Consider the following 18706-nt stretch of genomic DNA (forward strand, 5'->3'; position numbering starts at 1 on the left):
GGGGGGGGGGGGCAATAGCCACGGTCTGCCTGTGAGAAAGTGGCCTGCATGAAAGTGGCCTGCGCGATAGTTCGAGTACAGATAACATTTGGGTGTTAAAGCCACTGCCCGCCACTGCCTCGTTAGGACAGCATCATGACTGACAACACCCCACGGCTACGCGCTGGCGACCAAGCCCGCCACACTGCGCTGGAACGCTTGGAATGGGCATTCCGCGATGGTCAGATTGACTTTGCGGAACTGCAGGAGCGCACCGAGAAAGCCCAAAAGGCAACGTACATTGATGAGTTGCCCGCATTGACACAGGACTTGTCGCTGCCCGCGAACCTGGCCGAGCCGACTCCACATGCGCACCCAAACCCTAACCTGTACCCGAACCTGCACAGCGTCCCGGACGAGCATCATTCAGTGGCACCGAATGCAGCCAACAATCATCAGCCAGCCCGGATTGATAGCTCCGCCGCGGCAACTGGTTCGAAGCTCTCCATCGGTATCTTCGGCGGCACCGACAAGAGAGGCCCTTGGACGTGCGCTCCCACGCACACCACGGTGGCGACCTTCGGTGGGACTGGCTTGGATTTCCGCGAGGCCATCCTGACCGCGGAAACCACTGTCGTCAACATTGGCTGCGCCTTCGGTGGAGTCGACGTCATTGTCCCCGACCACTACCAGGTTGATGTCGACGTGCTTCCCATCTTTGGCGGCACGGATGTTACTGGAAAGCCGGGACGCAACCTACCCGCTCCTGGCGCCGGACAGGCTCCGAAGATTATTGTGCGCGGCTTTGTCGCTTTCGGTGGCGTCGAGGTCAAGCGAGTACCGCAGTAGAGCATGTTGCAGTAGCACGGGGCAGTAGAGCATGCCGCAGTAACCGACTGACGCCTAGCGAGCCGCTACTCGCCCACTCCTCACCGGCTACTCGTCCCATACCTCCGGCGGCATCGCTGGGAACGGCGTCGTCGGCGGCAGCGTTGCCACAGCCGAACGCCTGGACAGGCCACACACCTGCAACAGGTCCACCACCAATGATCGGCACTGCGCAAACACGACCTGCTCTGACAACGTTGTGTCGTCGATCACGCGCGGGTGCATTTTCGCCGCTAGACGACGCAAGTATCGAACCGCGTCTTCAAGCTTGACCTCTCCGGATTGCTCGGAAAGCTGGGCGATAGCGCTGTCGCCGGATTCGAAAGGCAACTCGCCCCACTCTGGGATTCGGCGCACGGCGGCTTCGTCGTCAAGCACATGACTGACCAGGCGCGTGCCTTCAGATACGCCGAGAACAAGCCCACACAGTTCGGGCGAAAAGTCGATGTGGTCTTCGCGGGCTGTGATAGCGCGACGCGCGAGCACACGGATGTTGCGCATGGCGTTGTCGACAGGATGAACCATGCGTGACAGCGAGTGGATTCGATCCCGGGACCGCCAGAGCAACGGGGAGATGCGGACCTGCTCGCCCGCGTCGGCAACGGTGCGGTCCATCAGCGAGACCTGCGCCTGCATGGAGCGCACCACGCTCAGTGCGGTGCGGATGCGATCGATGTCGCCCTCTTTCATGCCGATGCCGATGTCATAAAGTACGTCTGCCCCCATGTCGAGGACCTTGGCCACCTTGCGGCGAGCACCCGCCAGCGGGCTTCGCGGCAATACCATGAGCACAATAATGCCCACCACACCACCGACGAGAGCATCGATCATTCGGTAATAAGAACCAGCGGTGCCCGGCGGAATAATGGTGGCGATGAGCACGGCTGAAGATGCCGCTTGGTTCACCACAAGCGGGCCTCGACCGACAAACACGCCGATGACCATAGCGACGAACACACCGACGGTCAGCTGCCAGATACCCGAGCCGAGGATGGAGATAATCACATCACCAATGCCGACTCCCAGCGAGGCACCGAGCACCAACTCAACAGAGTGCTTCAGGCGAGGACCTGCGGTCATCACATTGAGGCTGATGAAAGCGGCCATCGGCGCGAAGAATGGGTTGGGGTGCCCCAGTACCTCAAGCGCGAACCAGTAGGCCAACCCGGCGGCTAGCGTGGCTTGGACAATAAGCATCCAGCGGGAGCGCACACGGGCAACGGCATGGAGGAAACGCGTGCGGGGCCTCACTTTCTGACGCAGCTTGTTTGCTGCGCGGGAGGCCGGATGTAGGTACGTATTGCGAAAATCTTGGAAATCCGGACGCGGATTATCCTCGACGAATTGCGTTTCCTTAGCTTCGACGAGGTCGCCGACATGCGCGGGAGCAATGTCCTCAAGATTCCTGGCAGCTGTGGCATCCTTATCTTCCCCACCAGCGATGCCAGCCATGCCGAAGTCACCATCCTCATGTGAAAAACTGTGCGCTTTTTATGTACCCGGTGTGCTGTTGTGCACTTTTCTGTGATCGCTGAATCTCTGTGCGCGATTAAAGACCCAACTCTGGCAGCGCGGATTCATCACTGTCACACAGCAACGCCATCATGCGATCGAATTCATCATCCTCACCGATAGCCTTAGCAGCCTTAGCCAACGCCGCGAAGGCGCGGAGCACACCACGATTAGGCTCGTGCTCCCATGGAATCGCTCCGAACCCCTTCCAGCCGTTTCCGCGCAGCAGGTCCAGACCACGGTGGTAACCAGTGCGGGCGAAGGCATAGGCCTGAATCTCCTGACCTTCGGACAAGGCACTTTCAGCCAAGTCTGCCCAAGCCTGGGAATCGCGCGGGCATGCGCGAACCACAGCCTCCGGGCTTGCGCCACCGTTGCGGGCAGCAACGGCCTCGTCAAGAACGGGGAGCTTCACGGGCGCAGGAGCCATCATGTCATTGAGTTTCATGCGTCCTATTGTGCCAGGCATCACGTGCCGATGGCAGAATCTAGGCATGCGACTCTCTGTTGGCGAGACTGGCCACAGCTCGGTGGCGCGGGCGTCGGCAAGCGCCAGATGGCGACCAACTACGGCCTCGCGGCTACTCAGGGCAGCTCGGTTTTGGCGAGTCCAGCGACTGACCGTTTTCTAGCTTGGTCGCAACAAAATCGGCCACTCGGGCACACGCTTCCATCAGCATCCAACCCGACAGCTGGACAGAGAGGTCACGCTCCTTGATCGCCGAACCGCGAACCGCGCCACCGACTGATTGCGCAACCGAACCGCCCTGTGGGAACTGAGCATTGTCGTTCCAATCTGCGGGGAAAAGCGGCAGGCCATCGACCTCGAGGCGGTGGTACCAGCACTTCTCCCCCGACGCCAGAACCAGTCGGCGAGCAATGCGGGCCGCCGCGCGATTCATGCGATTGTCTCCAGGCAAACGCACCGCCGCATCGGCGAGATATCGCACGAGGATGCCGTTGAACAGACCGCCATCGCCGCCACCGGCACCGGTGATGACATTGTCGGTGGTCGCCAAATCCTTTGCCACCGCGTGGATGAGGTTTTGCACGCGCGTGAAATACTTCGTCGCCTGTTCACGTTGGCCGTGCGCCCGAAGCGCAAGCCCCACTTCGAGGCAAGCGCCAATCATGACACCCTGGTTGTACGTAAACATGCCCTTCTGCACCACGGCACCTGCCATGGACAAGCGAATGCCGTCGTAGAGCAGACCTGAGTCCGCCAAAAGGTTGGCGTAAACCCAGTCGATAAGTTCCTCTGCCTCCTTGATACGACCAGCCCGGGCCAGAGCGATGGCTGCAGGACCGTTCGAGGGGACGTTGAAAAAGAGGTCCTGCTCACGCCACGGCAGCACACCCGTAGACTCCTGCCGACCATCGCCCAAGCATGAAATCAGCCGCGCTGTCGTCTTCTTGGGCACCGATGCGCCGAGGACAGCGTCGGCACGCCCGAGCGCCAGTGCCATCCACGCGCGATCGTCGTAGTACTTGTTCTTGGTCAGCAGCGTGAGGTTGCGAATGCGGATACCCCGAGTGGTCTGGCGGATAGCGCGGTACTTCTCCTTAGAGGGCACGCGCTTGGCTGCGTCTACCAGGCAGTCGAGATACTGCGCCTGCCACCAGTAATGCCAGTTGAGGAAGACCTTATGTCGCAGCGGCGCGGGCCAGGAAGCCATTGCCAGATTCGTGCCCGGAAGACCCCACAGCTTCGCCGCATGACGGTTGCGAATCGCCTGCTCAGCCACGTCCGCGCGATAGGCCCACGTTTCGGCCTCCGGACGCGACATTTTTAGAACCACTGGCTCTCCTTAAAACGGCTGCGAAACAGCTCTAAAACAGCCTTTCGAAATAAAACACCTAAGCAGACAATTACCAGGCCGCGGTGATATCTGCATGAGTACGAATCCAAGAGTGCATGGCAATACCCGCCGCTACCCCCGCATTTATCGAACGCGTCGATCCAAATTGGGCAATCGACACCGTCAAATCCGCCGCCTGCTGTGCTTCTTCAGTCACTCCCGGCCCCTCCTGGCCGAAGAGCAAAAGACAACGCTCGGGCAACTCAACGGTTTCGATGGGTACGGAGCCCGGCACGTTGTCCACGGCCACCACAGCCAGATCATGCTCGCGCGCCCAGCTAATGACCTCCGACACCGTCTCGTGGTGCAGCAAGTGCTGGTAGCGGTCAGTCACCATCGCGCCGCGACGATTCCAACGCTTGCGCCCCACGATGTGCACGGCCTCTACCAGGAAGGCATTTGCGGTGCGTACCACGGTGCCGATGTTGGAGTCATTCTCAAAATTCTCGATGGCGATGTGCAACGGATGACGACGCTTATCCAGCTCCGCGACGATAGCCTCCATCGTCCAGTAGCGGTAGGCATCGACGACATTGCGTCGGTCGCCCTCATCCAGAAGCTGCTCATCGTATTCTGGGCCGGTCGGCCGGGGTTCGTTCGGGTGCTCCTGCTCCCACGGCCCCACCCCGACACGAGCCTCAAACCACTCCGTCGGCCCCTTCCCGGGCTCAGGCGCGGTCAAGAGCCAACAGCCCCTCGACCAGGAACAACTGCGCCACGGTGTAGGTGTCCATCACTGCCGCATTCAGAAGCTTGCCGACGACGCCCTCCTCCGCAAACATCTTTCGAGCCATCAGTAGAGTGTCGGAGATGAGGAACAGGTTGCCACCGTGACCTAGGCCGTAGGTGGCATCGGCAATCGGCAGGCCGGTCTGCCCATCAGTTCCGACAGCACCGGCCCCCTCCAGCAGTACCGGGTCATCGGCCAGTGTAGAAGTCACGGCCAGCAGCGGACCGTAGCCAACAGCAGCGGGTAGCGCCTCTGGCTTTACAGCACCGACCAGCGGTACCGAACCAGCCCACAGTGGGAAGCGAATGGCAGCACGCAGCGCGCTAATGCGAGCTCCGGCACGCCACAGCAGCACGTGGTAGGCAACCTGGTTAACTGCGAACGGCACAGAACCGCGGTTCAGGTTCGGCTTGTTCGGCATGAGAATCAAGTCGCCCAACCAACCGCCGGCGAGGCCGATGAGCAGGGTGGTCGTCGTAAAGCGAGACGTCTCATGGCGACGGCGCCAAACATTGGCCGCCAACAGTGGCATGAGGACAGTCTTGGAAACTCGACGGGGAGTCTCCCAACCGAAGGCGCTGGAGACAACGTTGACCGCACTGGCGGCGATGTAGCCGGCACGTTCTGGGGCACGGCGGGTGTCGGCGCTCGCGCTGGCGATACCGACGAGTGCGCCGAGGCCCTCGCCCGTGCGACGCACAAACATGTCAGCGACGGTTTCCTTGGTACCGGGACGTTTCGTCGTAGTGAGCTTGGACAAGAGTCCTGCGCGCTTGGTGGTCATGGGGATGTTCCTCTTTCGTGGAGCTGCGTTGGGGCGGGTGAGCTGGGTGAGGCTCGGTAAAAGCTCTAGCGCTCAGATTCTTAGGCCAGACCCAAGTCATCCAAACCGAGCAGGTAACGGTATTCCAGGCCTTCAGCCTTGATGACCTCGTCGGCACCCGTCGCGCGGTCAACCACAGTGGCTACACCGACAACCTCGGCACCGGCCTCGCGTAGGGCAGCTACGGCGGTCAGCGGCGAGTTGCCCGTCGTGGTGGTGTCCTCAACAACCAGAACCTTCTTGCCCACAATGTCCGGCCCCTCAATGCGGCGCTGCATGCCGTGCTTCTTGGCTTCCTTGCGTACTACGAAGGCATCAATCGGACGTCCTTCGGCATGCATGACAGAGGCGGCCACCGGGTCCGCGCCAAGCGTCAGACCACCGACGTGCGCGTAGTCCCAGTCGGCAGTGAGCTCCCGTAGCAGGGAACCAATCAGGCGCGAGGCCTCATGATGTAGAGTGGCGCGGCGCAGGTCAACGTAGTAGTCAGCCTCACGTCCAGACGACAGCGTGACCTTGCCATGGACAACCGCCAGCTCCTTGACCAGCTCGGCCAAACGCTGCAGCTTCTCCTGATTGACATTGCTCGTGTGGGTGCTCATCTGAGGTTGTCTCCTAAATAAACGACTGTGTGCTCAAGGATATGTCTGGTTCTACTCGTCCGCGGAATCAGGGGTTGCGCCTTTGTCCCCGGATACAGATTCGGTGGGGTCGTCGCTGCTGTCGAGGTCTGGGGCGGCGTCGGTAAAAATACTGGCGGGCTTCACATTTGATCGCACTACACGTCCCCGGCTCGAGCGCATCCGGCTATGTTCGGGATCCTCGCCAAGCGCAGGAATCTGCTGGCCAGAATCCCCAAAGTCCTCCGACTCACCAACGTTTGCACCCATCTTTCGTGCCGTTGACCGCGAAGGCAGCGCCGTCGGATCAAGCGGTATATCCCGCGTAGGGCGCCACGACGAGCCGTCAATCGCCTGCACCACCGTGGGTTGTGCATTGCTTTGCGACGACCGCTGCGAATCATCCGTGGTGGCATCCACGGTTGCAGCGGACGAGGACGAAGGAGAATCTGCGTAAACAATTTCCTCAACGTCCAGCGGCTCTTCGCCCTTGCTATTCTGAGCGCTGTGACTCTGGGCATGCCCGTTCTGTGCGGTGTGATCCTGCGATTCGTGGGTAGCAGAACCATTGCGACGCTGGTCTGGTACCGCCTGCAAGTGCCCACGCCCGGTTCCATCAGAAATTAAAGAACCAGAGTCGACGGACTGCTCGGTGAGCTGAAGACGAGTGGGATCCCACTGATTTGTGTCCGGAGCGACAGTTTCGCCCTGCGCAGGTGGCAACCTGCGCGCAATGTCGGAGAAGTCCGACAGCGATGCCAGTGCACCGTCCCAGTCCTCTGGCACTGAATTATCAATCAGCTGAGCCAAGGACCAGGAGTTTTCGGACCACATGCGGGTAATGGCCGGGTGCACGTCGGCAAGCATACGGGTTGCACGGTCGTCGAAGATGCGATGAATGAGCTCTGGGTCGGTAGCTGCGACTACCAGGCCGGCTTCGGTGGCTACGTGAGGCAGCGTCGTGCCGCCGCTGCGGCGCAGCTCGAAAACCTCATCGCTGGATACAGAGCGGCGGATGGCGATGGTGGTGATGCCACCAACATCGGCGAGGTGCATTTCCCGGCCAAAGGCGAATCCGGAGACCACGGCTTTGGCATCGCCGTCCGGCGTGCGCTGCCAGTACGACGGCAGCTCATGGTCCACACGGTTGTAGACAGAATTACGTTCCTGCGCCCAGGCCTTCCGCAAGTGACGCACCCGGCGACCGCTGATACGTCGACGGACAGGAGCCACTGACTTCTGCTGGGCGCGCTGCGGTTGCACGAGCTGGGTGGGCTCTGTGGGCTGGGCGGGCTGGGTGGCCTGAGCGGCCTGGGCGTGCGCCGCAAAATCGGATGATTGCGGCACTTCGCCGGTCTCGGTATTTTCGACCGACGCAGCCTGGAATTCTGTACCGTCAACAGTTCCAGTGCGAGCGTCAGCAGCGCTGGTGCTGTTGGCCTCTGTGGCACTGGTGTCGCCCACTAAACCTGTCTCGGGCTCATCCACGGTATCAGTATCTTCAGCAGTCACTGACTCGGCTGGCTCCGCGCCAGACCCTGTGCCAAACTCCGCGCCGGACTCCGCGTCACTTCGGAGAGTCCCGTCCGTTCCCGCATTCAGGTCAGCTGCTGTTCCCGATGTTTCGGAAGCTCCCGCGTTTTCTGTTGCTTCGGACATTTCAGCAGCGGCCGCCGGTTCGATCCCCGAGACAGATTCAGGCTCCGCCGGCGTCATTTGCCCAGCTGAAGCCCCCAGTTCTGTCGTCGAAAACTCAGTTTCAGAGTCAACTTCAGCGGCACCATCAGTCTCAGCGACAACCTCAGAGTCAGCGCCAGTTGCGACATTCGGTCTCACCACAGAAGCTGTCTCAGAGCTGCCTTGCCCTGAAGAATCCGGTTGTTCGGACACAACATCTTCTGCCGCCACACCGGTTACTTCGCCGGTGGAGTCCGAGGGCTCGTCGTAAAGCGATGGCGACGAAGGAGACGCCACAGCAGTCTCACTTGTGCTGCGACGGCGGCGGTCGACAACGAACAGCGCGACTGCGGCGATGATGAGGATCGCTGCGAGGGTGAATACTAGGGGAATCATTAATCTCCTAGCTTAAGCCAGAAGCCGTTCTATTTGGTCAGCGACAAGATGCCGTCCCCCGTCTGGCGCAATGTCAATGCCCGAGGCGAGAGCGTACAGGACTCTCTAGGACCGTAAGGGCGAGGGGAAATAGCCACATGGACGACACATCAGGGGTTCCCTGGGGCGGTCGCCCCGCCCCGGACACATGCGAGTCCGGCACCGCTTAGAAACGGACGATAGGCAGGCTCGGATCGCCAGCCCACTGGGACCAGCCTCCGACATACAGCGAGGCGCCAGTAATGCCTGCTTCTTCCATGGCCTGAATGAACAGTGAGGAATGAAGACCGGAACCGGAGTAGACCGCTACATTACGACCAGCTTCGATACCGACGGAGGCAAAGCGCTCACGGAGCTGCTCAACAGGCAGGAAGGAGCCGTCGGCATTTTGCAGACTGCGAGCCGCCAGGTTCACGGCCCCCGGGATGTGACCTGCCTGCAGATCGACGCGCTCACTGCGGCCTTCAAAGCGGCTGAGCTCACGCGCATCCACCAAAACTCCGCGTTCAGACCAGGTGCGTACGTCGTCGAGGCTGGCAACAGGCATATTGCCCTCGCTCACCGCAATCGTTCCAGGCTGCGGCAGATTGCCAGGACCGAAGGCAGTCTCATTTCCATCTGCTTCCCAAGCAGCTAACCCGCCTGTGAGGACACGCACATTCTCCAGACCCGCCCAGCGCAGAATCCACCAAGCACGTGACGCGAACAGCCCATCGCCCGCGTCGTAAACGATCACCAGATGCTCCGAGCGGACTCCCCAACGACGGACGGCATCGCGCACACGCTCGATATCCGGCAGCGGGTTGCGACCAGCTTCTCGGCTGGGAACACCCGCTAGGTCCAACTCGGGATCACAAAACACGGCCAGAGGGATGTGAGCCGTAGCGTAGGAGTCATATGGTTTTTTAGCGCGCGACCAGCGTGCGTCAACGACGACGATGCGACCGCCGCCGGCAATCTTGTCACGAAGCTCTTGTACCGAGATGGATGTTGTCATAATCCCGGATTCTAAATCGGTTGACTTGGTAGCGCGATATGTACGTTATTAAAACTAGGAGCTTGGGAAGGTCTCAGATTATTCCTCACACTCTTGGGGGCTCGGGTTCTGCAAACCGACAATAATGCACAGTCAAGCCCGGCTAAACTGAGAATATGTCTGAAACTGCTGCACAACTGACCGTTTTCATCTCTGGCGCAGGACGTGGAATCGGCCGTGCCACCGCAGAAAAACTGCTTTCCCGTGGCTACACCGTAGGCGTCTTTGACATCTCTGGTGACCAGGAATGGGCAGCGGACCACCAGAACGCGGTCGTTGGCACTCTCGATGTCACCAATCCGCAGCAGTGGGAGGACGCGCTGAAGCAGTTCGTGGATAGGGCAGGACGCCTGGATGTGTTAATCAACAACGCCGGTATCCTCTACGGCACTCCATTCGAGGAGGGATCCTACGAGCAAGACAACGCGCTAATTGATGTCAACGTGAAGGGCGTCCACTTCGGCTGCCGCGCAGCTCTCCCTTATCTCAAGGGCTCACGCGGGCAGGTAATCAATCTCTGCTCGGCGTCAGCAATCTACGGCACCCCAGACATGGCCACCTACTCCGCCACCAAGTTCGCCGTTCGCGGCATCACGGAGGCACTCGAGGTCGAGTGGGAACCCCATGGCATCGATGTCAAGGCAGTCTGGCCGCTTTACGTCAACACCCCTATGCTCAAAAATGTCAGCACTGACGGCACCAAGCGCATGGGCATTCGCATCACACCAGATGATGTCGCCAACGCAATCGTCGACTGCATCGGCCACAAACAGGGCAAGATTACTAAGGTTCACTTCCCTGTCGGCCTGCAGACGAAACTGCTGTACTATGCCGCCAGTATCGGTACTCCTTTCCTCAACCGCTTCATTAACGCAAAGCTGACTACGAAGCGGAAAATCGGCCTCTAAGCCAGGGCGCCCCACCCTCCCATCCGGCTATCCACCGGGATCCTGCCCCGTTTCGCCGTTGCCATCCGCTGTGTCTCCCGCCCGTTTCTCTCGCGCTTTACGACGTAACCAGCGCCCCGGGTTATCGAATGCATCGGGGTCCTCATTGGATTCCGCTTTCCGGTTCCCTTCTTTGTCTTTCGGGGGCACCCAGACCACACGATCAGTAGAGGCCAGCTCGCACTCCCCGCTAACCCCGCCTCCTTCGTCAGTTCCTAGAATCCCCGGCACCTCATCTGGCCGGAGCGTCCACCAAGCATTTTCATCACATCGAGCATCATCGATCTTTCGATGTGTACCCGGATCCACCAACGTGAGATTATCCAGGTCAGTGCCACCACCGGATGCCCATGACTGCACATGGTGAACATCGCACATGGCTCCTGGTGTGCCCATGCCCGGCGCGGAGGAACACCCTTCCTCTCCAAGAAGGGCCAGATACTGCGGCAAAGTCCCCAGCCTGCGCGACCGACCAAAGTACAAGGTCTGCCCCTCATTCCCCAAGACTTGGAGGAACGAATTTCTATCAACCATCTGTTGCACGGCCTGACTAATGGAAATTCGCACTCCCGCATCAGAGACCGCTTTGCCCGATCCAGGAAGTACAAAATCTTTCCCATCAGGCAAGGAGACTCCAGCTAGCGCTGCCACATCTGCGATATGCGCGACGGTGACCACCGATGTCGTACCCCGTGCCGGCTGAAGCTCACCGCCTGGTTGAAAACCCCCGTTTACTGCAGCTTCCACTGCATCATGGAAACGCTGCTCCGGATTCCGCTCGTCATCAGCACCTTCCTCGAGCAACCCGCCAGGGCGCGCATGATCTGCCTGCAGCCTTTTGAGCACCGCTGCGAACGAAGGCGTAACCACACCGCTCAACCGGCTCATGCCGTCCGGCCCCTGAGCACCGATTTTTAAGCTTCGTTTCCGAGCGCGGTCCTCATCCGTATACGGGTCATCAACCCCCAACATCGCCCGCAGGCGGTTCGGCAATTTATTGAGATCATCAACACGGATTTTGTCCACTAAATCTGCAATGTGCTTGTCCAGCAGCTTAGACAGCTGTGCATGCTCCGTTGCCGGCAGCTCACGAACGGCTTTGTCAATCTTTGAAACAGCATCCGCACCGACAACACCTTCCTCAACTTTCTGACGAAGGTTCGGCATTCGCACATCCTCATTCGCCGGAGCAAACGGATCAACATTCCTACTCAGACGCCCGACGACGTTGATACGCTGCCTCGCTTCTGCTCGCGCGATTCGCATCTCCTGCGCTAGCCACGCAATCTTTCGATGCTCCGCGCTGGGCATCCGCCCCTTCATGGTCTCCACATAAGTCGCATCAATTACTGCGAGTCGTTTTCGCGCTTTCTCAATCGACTTATATGCATCGTGCGCATGGTCCGGCGCAAGTACTTCGAAGCTCTCCACGATGACTGTCGACAGAGCTTCAAACTGTGCAACCGCATCTAAAACCTGCGATGTCGAAAGCGGTCCACTGCCGTTTGGCGCCGATGGTGTAGACATTTCTCCCCACCCCCTTTTAAAACGCTAGCAATCCGAATCCCCAAATGGACTAACTAATTTCCCTCCCCTACATTATCGCACACCCATTCGACACACCACAACCCCTCAGCCAACTTTTTCGAATCTTTTTCCGAAATACTGCCACGCTTCCAGTCCTTGAATACCCCACCATCCGCCCTGAACACCCCACCGACCCGCGCAGTCCCCCACCAAAAACTGCACGCCGAAAGCCTAAAACCGCACCACCATCACATCGTGGTCCGGGAAGCTCGAGCGCCCCACTAGCTCAAACCCCGCCTTCACATAAGCTTTCGCCGCCCGCGGGTTGGCATCATGGACAGCCAGACTAACCCCCGGGTACCCCAGCTCACGCGCGTACTCAAGAAGCCCCGCAATCATCGGCTGCGACAGCCTGCGTCCGACCACACCCGGACGCAGCGCAATCGCTACCTCAGGAATCCCATTTTCCACGAAACCGTACCCCGGATCGTCCTTCGTAAACGTACGCAGCCAGGCCGCCCCCACCGGCACTTCATAGCCCTCGTGCTCTTCGCTTGACGACGAATCCCCACACTCCAACCGTTCCGCCTTAATGGCGGCTGCACTGTAAGTAACCTCGCGAGAAACTCTCGGTTCAAAAGGGTCAGTGCGGGTCATGTCGCCACTGAGCAACTCGACGTCAGCGTCGTCAAGCGAAGTGGCGAAAAGGATAACCCCGCCCTGACTCGCGTCCCACTGGTCGACGTATTTACGCCTCGTCACTACATAATCTTCCGGCAGTGGCTGACTTTCATCTCCGAACGTTTCCGTTAGTTCGTCCATCCAGGCAATGAAGGGGCGGTCGGAGTCTGTCGCTGGTCGCCACTGAAAGTTAGTCATATTTGCGCACTATACCGGCGCACTCCAGACCGACCGGAATGCAACAAGCCCACACGATCGGTCGCAAGGAACATAAGCCCGGACAACAAAAGCACAAAAAAGGGACAGTTCAGGAGAAAACTCTCCCAAACCGCCCCAACAAACAGACAGCCTGCCGAGCAGGTATCGCCCTGTAGATTGGGCACCCTAGACCCGAGCGGCGCCATCCTCGTCATAGCCGACAACCTTCAGCGACTCGCCATCGTCAGCAACCGTAACCTCTACTCGGTCACCATCGCGAACGTCACCGGCGAGCAGTCGACGTGCCAGCTCATCGCCGATTGCCTTCTGCACCAGGCGACGCAGCGGACGGGCACCATAGGCCGGATCGTAGCCGCGCTCCGCCAGCCAATCCAGTGCCCCATCGGAGACATCCAGCACCAGACGACGTGCAGCCAAACGCTCCGCCAGGTTGCGAACCTGAATGTCCACAATGCCGCGCAGCTGCTCGGAGGTCAGCGGATCGAAGATCACTACATCGTCGAGACGGTTGATGAACTCCGGCTTGAAGGCCATCTTGACCGCATCCATGATCTGTTCATGCGTACCACCAGCACCGAGGTTGGAAGTCAGAATCAGAATCGTGTTTCGGAAGTCCACGGTTCGACCCTGACCATCAGTCAGGCGCCCCTCATCGAGCACCTGCAGGAGCACATCGAACACGTCCGGGTGAGCCTTCTCAACCTCGTCGAAAAGTACGACGGTGTACGGACGGCGACGAACAGCCTCGGTGAGCTGACCGCCAGCGTCGTAGCCGACGTATCCGGGAGGGGCACCAATCAGACGAGCGACAGAGTGCTTCTCGCCGTACTCGGACATATCGATGCGAACCATCGCACGCTCATCGTCGAAGAGGAACTCCGCCAGCGCCTTAGCCAGCTCCGTCTTACCAACGCCAGTTGGACCGAGGAACAGGAAGGAACCAGTCGGACGGTTCGGATCGGCAACACCCGCACGCGAACGGCGAACGGCATCGGAGACAGCCTCCACAGCGGCATTCTGACCAACGACACGACGGCCGAGGTTGAGCTCCATTTCCAGTAGCTTCTCGGTTTCGCCCTGCATCATCTTGCCAGCCGGGATACCTGTCCAGGCGGAGACAACCTCAGCGACTTCCTGAGGCGTGACCTCCTCCTTGAGCATGGAGTTTTCCTCTGCGTCAGCGACCGATTCCTCGGCGGCCTCCAGCTTCTTCTCCAACTCAGGAATACGCCCGTAACGCAGCTCTGCGACGCGCCCGTAGTCACCTTCGCGCTCGGCCTTTTCGGACTCAGTGCGCAGGGCATCGAGTTCTTCGCGAACGGAGCGAACATCATCAATCGAGGACTTCTCGTTCTGCCAGCGAGTCTTCAGAGCGTTGAGCTTCTCGCGCTCATCTGCAAGTTCCTCACGGAGCTTGTCCAGACGCTCCTTCGACGCGATGTCAGTTTCCTTCTCCAGGGCCATCTCCTCGATTTCGAGGCGGCGCACAATACGTTCCGCGGAGTCGATTTCCTCCGGCGAGGAGTCAATCTCCATACGCAAACGCGATGCGGCCTCATCCACCAGGTCGATAGCCTTATCCGGCAGGAAGCGGGATGTGATGTAGCGATCCGACAGCGTTGCCGCCGCCACCAGCGCGGAGTCCTGGATACGAACACCGTGGTGGACCTCATAGCGTTCCTTCAGGCCACGCAGAATACCAATGGCGTCCTCTACGCTCGGCTCACCGACAAAGACCTGCTGGAAACGACGCTCCAGCGCAGCATCCTTCTCGATGTACTTGCGGTACTCATCCAAGGTCGTCGCACCGACCAGGCGGAGCTCACCACGAGCCAGCATCGGCTTAATCATGTTGCCCGCATCCATCGAGCCATCACCCGTGGCGCCAGCGCCAACGATGGTGTGAATCTCATCGATGAAGGTAATAATCTGACCGTCGGATTCCTTAATCTCGTCCAGAACCGCCTTCAGGCGCTCCTCGAACTCACCGCGGTACTTCGCACCGGCGACCATGGAGCCTAGATCCAGGCTCATCAGCGTCTTGCCCTTCAGAGATTCCGGCACATCACCTGCAACAATGCGTCGTGCCAGCCCCTCGACAATGGCCGTCTTACCAACGCCCGGCTCACCAATGAGCACAGGATTGTTCTTGGTACGACGACTCAAGACCTGTACCACGCGACGAATCTCTGCATCGCGGCCAATAACTGGGTCAATCTTGCCCTCACGTGCCCGCGCGGTTAAATCCGTCGCATATTTTTCCAGAGCCTGATACTGCTCTTCCGGATTCTCCGTTGTTACCTTCCTCGATCCACGCACGCTAGTCAGCGCACCCTTTAACGCCTCGGCAGTAGCGCCCGCCGATTGCAGTACATTTGCCGCCTCCGACTGGCCAGTTGCTACACCGATAAGCAGAATTTCTGTGGAGACATACTCGTCTCCCAGCTCACCCGCCAGCTCCTCCGCAGCGTTCAGCGCATTAACAGCGTCCCTATTAAACTGCGGGTTCGCCATATTCGCCCCGCTTGCCGACGGGTACCCCGCGACCAGCTCCTTAGCGCGGGTCAAAACCCCAGAAGGATTAACGCCCGCTGCCTCAAGCAGCGGAGCCGCAATACCCTCCTTTTGCTCCAGCAGTGCTACCAGAATGTGCCCAGGCCGAATATCTGGGTTACCCGCGCTGGTCGCGGCCTTCATAGCTTCCTGGAGAACTTCTCCAGTCTTAGTTGTTGGTGTAAAACTCATAACTTGCGCCCCTTTGACTCAACTTTGTCATTCACTACCCATAACGCATTCAGCCTTGAGTCTGTTCCACTCAACTTCAAATTTTACAATTTCGTACTGTGATTCACACCACATCCATAGCAAAAAGGATTGAGCTCGGCAGCGTCGTTAAGCGTAGTAGCGCACCGGAAAGCACTAGAAAACGTTGGAGAACTCCAGAAACCACGCGCGGAGGCACTCCAACACACCGCCCGACGCCCTCACCAGCACACTCCCGCCTGATTCGACTTCCCCCATGTGAGTGATGGGCGGGCAGCGCACTCATACTGTTTTGGTTACCCTAGTAGGTGACATTCCTTCATTCTCACGAAAGGACTCGAATGAACATCGAGCAGGCACGTCAGATGACTGAGGGCAAGGGCTTCATCGCCGCTCTCGACCAGTCCGGTGGATCCACCCCGAAGGCTCTGCGCCTGTACGGCATCAACGAGGATCAGTACTCGAACGAAGATGAAATGTTCGACCTGGTTCACCAGATGCGTACTCGTATCATCACCTCCCCGTCTTTCAGCTCGGACCAGATTATTGGCGCCATCCTCTTCGAGCAGACCATGGATCGCGACATTGAGGGAATCCCGACCGCTCAGTACCTGTGGGAAAAGAAGGGCATCGTCCCGTTCCTGAAGACTGACAAGGGCCTGGCAGACAAGGAAAACGGCGTTCAGCTTATGAAGCCGTGCCCGGGTCTGGATGAGCTGCTGGAGCGCGGTGTCGCTAAGGGCATCTTCGGTACCAAGATGCGTTCCTTCATTGCTGAGGCAAACGAAGAGGGCATCAAGGCCAACATTGCTCAGCAGTTCGAGTTCGGCAAGCAGGTTCTGTCCCACGGTCTGGTTCCGATCCTGGAGCCGGAGGTCGACATCAACGCCGCTGACAAGGCAGAGGCTGAGGACATCGTCCTGCGCGAACTGCTCGCCGGCCTGGATGACCTGGCGGATGATCAGAAGGTCATGATTAAGGTTTCCATCCCGACCAAGGACGACCTGTACAAGCCGCTGATTGAGCACCCGAAGGTCATGCGCGTTGTCGCACTGTCCGGTGGCTACGAGCGCGAGGACGCCAACGAGCGCCTGTCCCGCAACCACGGCATGATTGCTTCCTTCTCCCGTGCACTGTCTGAGGGCCTGTCCGCTCAGCAGTCCGATGAAGAGTTCAACGCAACCATGGCTGAGTCCGTCAAGGGCATCTACGAGGCTTCGATTTCCTAATCGTCCGCTGTGCATCTGCACTTCGCTGTGCATCTGCGCTTGTGGGTGTCTCTAGGTAGCCGCTAGCGCAACTAAAAACTCCCGCACCAGGTTTTCTTGGTGCGGGAGTTTTTTAATCGCGCCCCTGGTAGTCAAATACCGGCAGCGACCAGCCACGCCACAGCGCCGCTAGTCGAATGAACAGCGCCGACAGCACAGCGCAGATAATGTTGATGCTCTCGTGCAGGCCAACCATGTCGAGCACGTAGTAAAGCGTCGCCGCGACGACTGCGATGGAGGCATAGAGCTCCTTTTGGAACACCAGCGGGACGCGGTCACACATCAGGTCGCGGAGCACACCTCCAAACGCACCGGTAAGAACGGCGCCGACAATAGCGATGATGACGCCGTGCCCCATCTCCATGGCCACGCGGGCGCCAATGATGGAAAACGCCGACAAACCGATCGCGTCAGCGACCAAGAACACGACTCGGAAGTGCTTCATCAGGAAGTCGGCCAACAGCACCGTGATCAGTGCTGCACCGACGATAACCAGCAAATATTGCGGGCTTGCAACCCACACCAACGGATAGTGGCCGAGAATGACATCGCGCAGGGTACCGCCGCCGATAGCAGTCATGCACGCAATTGTTGAAACTCCAAAGAGATCCATGCGCATTCGACCGGCCGCTAGTGCGCCGGTGACGCCTTCGGCCGTAATTCCAATGACCCAGAGGATGTGGAGCAGCATGATAAGAAATATAAAGGACTTCGCCCGAATCGGTAGAACTATAGGCTAATATCCCGCAATCTTCGCCCCCTCGGCTCGGCCCTCTTCATTGCTTCCCAGCTAGCCCTGATCGCGAATCTCCAGCACCGGAATCGAGCGGCGAATCCGCTCCACCTCCGCTATATCAACATCGGCGACAAGCAACTGCGGGCTGTAGCCCGCCGAGGCAATAACCCCGCCGTCCGCATTGACCAGCATGGAGTGCCCCGCGCCAGTTGGCCCCTCATCCTTCCCCGCTGCCTTAGCCCCGCCAGGCCGGGCCGCATCAACTGCCGCAATCGCACAAGTGCTATCCAGCGCACGCGCCGAGACCAGAGTCTGCCACTGCGTCACCTTGCCCGGACCATCATTCCACGATGCAGGCAGCGCGATGACCTCCGCGCCCAGGTTGGCCAGTTGAATGAATTGCTCCGGAAACCTGATGTCAAAGCATGTCGCAAGGCCGAGGGCGACCGACGATCCGTCGGCAAGCGGGACATCACACACCACGTGCGCGTTGCCCGGCGCGACGGTATCGGATTCGCGAAACCCGAAAGCGTCGAAGAGGTGGAGCTTGTCGTAGAACTCGACACCGGGGCCGTCCTCATCACGCCAAGCCAGGAGCAGCGAATTGAAGACGCGGTGCATCGTCTTACCGTCGCGCTCCACTTCATCTGCCGGGCGGAACATGCCGACTACCACGCTGATTCCGGCATCGTGAGCGGCCTGTGAGACCTCTGCTACAAACTTATCGCTGCTGGACTCCGCCACGATATCCAGACGACCGGAATTGAACGCCTTCATCGTGGCCTCGGGGAAGACCACCAAATCGGCGTTGTCCTGCGCTGCTCGCGCGATAGTCACCTTCACCGCGTCCAGATTCTCTTCAACCGATGCTGACAATTCCAACTGAGCCAATGCAATACGCATGCCTAAATGCTACCGACTACCCCGGATTGACCGCCCTGAAGTTATCCACAGCGCGGCGTCCTGCGTTGCTATCGCTCAGAGTTATCCACAGTTCGCTGAAGAT

At 59.3% G+C, this 18706-nt stretch carries 16 protein-coding genes; 3 read left to right on the forward strand and 13 right to left on the reverse strand.

Annotated elements, in window-relative coordinates:
* Nucleotides 1–135: 135 nt before the first annotated feature.
* On the forward strand, nt 136–828 hold the full coding sequence (locus HMPREF2708_RS05985) for a DUF1707 SHOCT-like domain-containing protein (RefSeq protein ID WP_070833480.1): 693 nt from the start codon (nt 136–138) through the stop codon (nt 826–828).
* Nucleotides 829–915: 87 nt separating this feature from the next.
* Here HMPREF2708_RS05985 and HMPREF2708_RS05990 read toward each other — a convergent pair whose 3' ends face one another.
* The 8 genes from HMPREF2708_RS05990 to HMPREF2708_RS06025 form a co-directional block, all read right to left on the reverse strand.
* A complete protein-coding gene (locus HMPREF2708_RS05990; protein WP_070833482.1) occupies nt 916–2319 on the reverse strand; it encodes an FUSC family protein in 1404 nt (467 codons plus the stop codon).
* Nucleotides 2320–2416: 97 nt separating this feature from the next.
* Entirely contained in the window at nt 2417–2827 is a 411-nt protein-coding gene (locus HMPREF2708_RS05995; RefSeq protein ID WP_070833484.1) for a DUF3151 domain-containing protein, read from the reverse strand.
* 133 nt (nt 2828–2960) lie between these two features.
* Nucleotides 2961–4178, reverse strand: coding sequence for a glycoside hydrolase family 76 protein (locus tag HMPREF2708_RS06000; protein WP_070833485.1), 1218 nt, complete (start codon nt 4176–4178; stop codon nt 2961–2963).
* A gap of 70 nt (nt 4179–4248) precedes the next feature.
* Nucleotides 4249–4920: a TrmH family RNA methyltransferase gene (locus HMPREF2708_RS06005; protein ID WP_038626765.1), complete on the reverse strand. Its 672-nt coding sequence runs from the start codon at nt 4918–4920 to the stop codon at nt 4249–4251.
* Nucleotides 4907–5752 (reverse strand): lysoplasmalogenase family protein, encoded by an 846-nt coding sequence (locus HMPREF2708_RS06010; protein WP_070833486.1) that lies wholly within the window; start codon nt 5750–5752, stop codon nt 4907–4909. Before HMPREF2708_RS06010 ends, HMPREF2708_RS06005 begins: the two co-directional genes overlap by 14 nt.
* A gap of 80 nt (nt 5753–5832) precedes the next feature.
* On the reverse strand, nt 5833–6393 hold the full coding sequence (gene pyrE, locus HMPREF2708_RS06015; RefSeq protein ID WP_070833487.1) for an orotate phosphoribosyltransferase: 561 nt from the start codon (nt 6391–6393) through the stop codon (nt 5833–5835).
* A gap of 51 nt (nt 6394–6444) precedes the next feature.
* Nucleotides 6445–8484, reverse strand: coding sequence for a hypothetical protein (locus HMPREF2708_RS06020; RefSeq protein WP_070833488.1), 2040 nt, complete (start codon nt 8482–8484; stop codon nt 6445–6447).
* A gap of 205 nt (nt 8485–8689) precedes the next feature.
* Nucleotides 8690–9520 (reverse strand): sulfurtransferase, encoded by an 831-nt coding sequence (locus HMPREF2708_RS06025; RefSeq protein ID WP_070833489.1) that lies wholly within the window; start codon nt 9518–9520, stop codon nt 8690–8692.
* Nucleotides 9521–9675: 155 nt separating this feature from the next.
* On the opposite strand from HMPREF2708_RS06025, the gene HMPREF2708_RS06030 reads away from it, so the two are divergent.
* Entirely contained in the window at nt 9676–10467 is a 792-nt protein-coding gene (locus tag HMPREF2708_RS06030) for an SDR family oxidoreductase (RefSeq protein WP_070833490.1), read from the forward strand.
* 27 nt (nt 10468–10494) lie between these two features.
* Here HMPREF2708_RS06030 and HMPREF2708_RS06035 read toward each other — a convergent pair whose 3' ends face one another.
* The 3 genes from HMPREF2708_RS06035 to clpB form a co-directional block, all read right to left on the reverse strand.
* Entirely contained in the window at nt 10495–12033 is a 1539-nt protein-coding gene (locus HMPREF2708_RS06035; RefSeq protein WP_070833491.1) for an HNH endonuclease signature motif containing protein, read from the reverse strand.
* A gap of 231 nt (nt 12034–12264) precedes the next feature.
* The gene (locus HMPREF2708_RS06040) at nt 12265–12912 is read right to left on the reverse strand and encodes a GNAT family N-acetyltransferase (protein WP_070833492.1); all 648 of its coding nucleotides are present in this window, start codon (nt 12910–12912) and stop codon (nt 12265–12267) included.
* 186 nt (nt 12913–13098) lie between these two features.
* On the reverse strand, nt 13099–15678 hold the full coding sequence (clpB, locus tag HMPREF2708_RS06045; protein WP_070833493.1) for an ATP-dependent chaperone ClpB: 2580 nt from the start codon (nt 15676–15678) through the stop codon (nt 13099–13101).
* A 359-nt stretch (nt 15679–16037) separates the two neighbouring features.
* Between clpB and HMPREF2708_RS06050 the strand changes: the two genes are divergently transcribed.
* Nucleotides 16038–16925: a fructose bisphosphate aldolase gene (locus tag HMPREF2708_RS06050; protein WP_070833494.1), complete on the forward strand. Its 888-nt coding sequence runs from the start codon at nt 16038–16040 to the stop codon at nt 16923–16925.
* Nucleotides 16926–17037: 112 nt separating this feature from the next.
* On the opposite strand, the gene HMPREF2708_RS06055 is transcribed toward HMPREF2708_RS06050, so the two are convergent.
* A complete protein-coding gene (locus HMPREF2708_RS06055) occupies nt 17038–17655 on the reverse strand; it encodes a trimeric intracellular cation channel family protein (protein ID WP_038626783.1) in 618 nt (205 codons plus the stop codon).
* 99 nt (nt 17656–17754) lie between these two features.
* Entirely contained in the window at nt 17755–18603 is an 849-nt protein-coding gene (locus HMPREF2708_RS06060) for a nitrilase-related carbon-nitrogen hydrolase (RefSeq protein ID WP_070833495.1), read from the reverse strand.
* Between the last annotated feature and the right edge of the window lie 103 nt (nt 18604–18706).

It is taken from the genome of Corynebacterium sp. HMSC073H12 (assembly GCF_001837775.1).
GTDB classification, from domain to species: Bacteria; Actinomycetota; Actinomycetes; order Mycobacteriales; family Mycobacteriaceae; genus Corynebacterium; species Corynebacterium amycolatum.

Excerpts from the sequence above, each read along its gene's own strand:
- HMPREF2708_RS06010 (WP_070833486.1), bottom strand. The coding sequence starts at position 5,752 with ATGACCACCAAGCGCGCAGGACTCTTGTCCAAGCTCACTACGACGAAA.
- HMPREF2708_RS05990 (WP_070833482.1), bottom strand. The coding sequence starts at position 2,319 with ATGGCTGGCATCGCTGGTGGGGAAGATAAGGATGCCACAGCTGCCAGG.
- HMPREF2708_RS06035 (WP_070833491.1), bottom strand. The coding sequence starts at position 12,033 with ATGTCTACACCATCGGCGCCAAACGGCAGTGGACCGCTTTCGACATCG.
- HMPREF2708_RS06025 (WP_070833489.1), bottom strand. The coding sequence starts at position 9,520 with ATGACAACATCCATCTCGGTACAAGAGCTTCGTGACAAGATTGCCGGC.
- HMPREF2708_RS05985 (WP_070833480.1), top strand. The coding sequence starts at position 136 with ATGACTGACAACACCCCACGGCTACGCGCTGGCGACCAAGCCCGCCAC.
- HMPREF2708_RS06020 (WP_070833488.1), bottom strand. The coding sequence starts at position 8,484 with ATGATTCCCCTAGTATTCACCCTCGCAGCGATCCTCATCATCGCCGCA.
- HMPREF2708_RS06050 (WP_070833494.1), top strand. The coding sequence starts at position 16,038 with ATGAACATCGAGCAGGCACGTCAGATGACTGAGGGCAAGGGCTTCATC.
- clpB (WP_070833493.1), bottom strand. The coding sequence starts at position 15,678 with ATGAGTTTTACACCAACAACTAAGACTGGAGAAGTTCTCCAGGAAGCT.
- HMPREF2708_RS06055 (WP_038626783.1), bottom strand. The coding sequence starts at position 17,655 with ATGCTGCTCCACATCCTCTGGGTCATTGGAATTACGGCCGAAGGCGTC.
- HMPREF2708_RS06060 (WP_070833495.1), bottom strand. The coding sequence starts at position 18,603 with ATGCGTATTGCATTGGCTCAGTTGGAATTGTCAGCATCGGTTGAAGAG.
- HMPREF2708_RS06030 (WP_070833490.1), top strand. The coding sequence starts at position 9,676 with ATGTCTGAAACTGCTGCACAACTGACCGTTTTCATCTCTGGCGCAGGA.
- pyrE (WP_070833487.1), bottom strand. The coding sequence starts at position 6,393 with ATGAGCACCCACACGAGCAATGTCAATCAGGAGAAGCTGCAGCGTTTG.
- HMPREF2708_RS05995 (WP_070833484.1), bottom strand. The coding sequence starts at position 2,827 with ATGAAACTCAATGACATGATGGCTCCTGCGCCCGTGAAGCTCCCCGTT.
- HMPREF2708_RS06040 (WP_070833492.1), bottom strand. The coding sequence starts at position 12,912 with ATGACTAACTTTCAGTGGCGACCAGCGACAGACTCCGACCGCCCCTTC.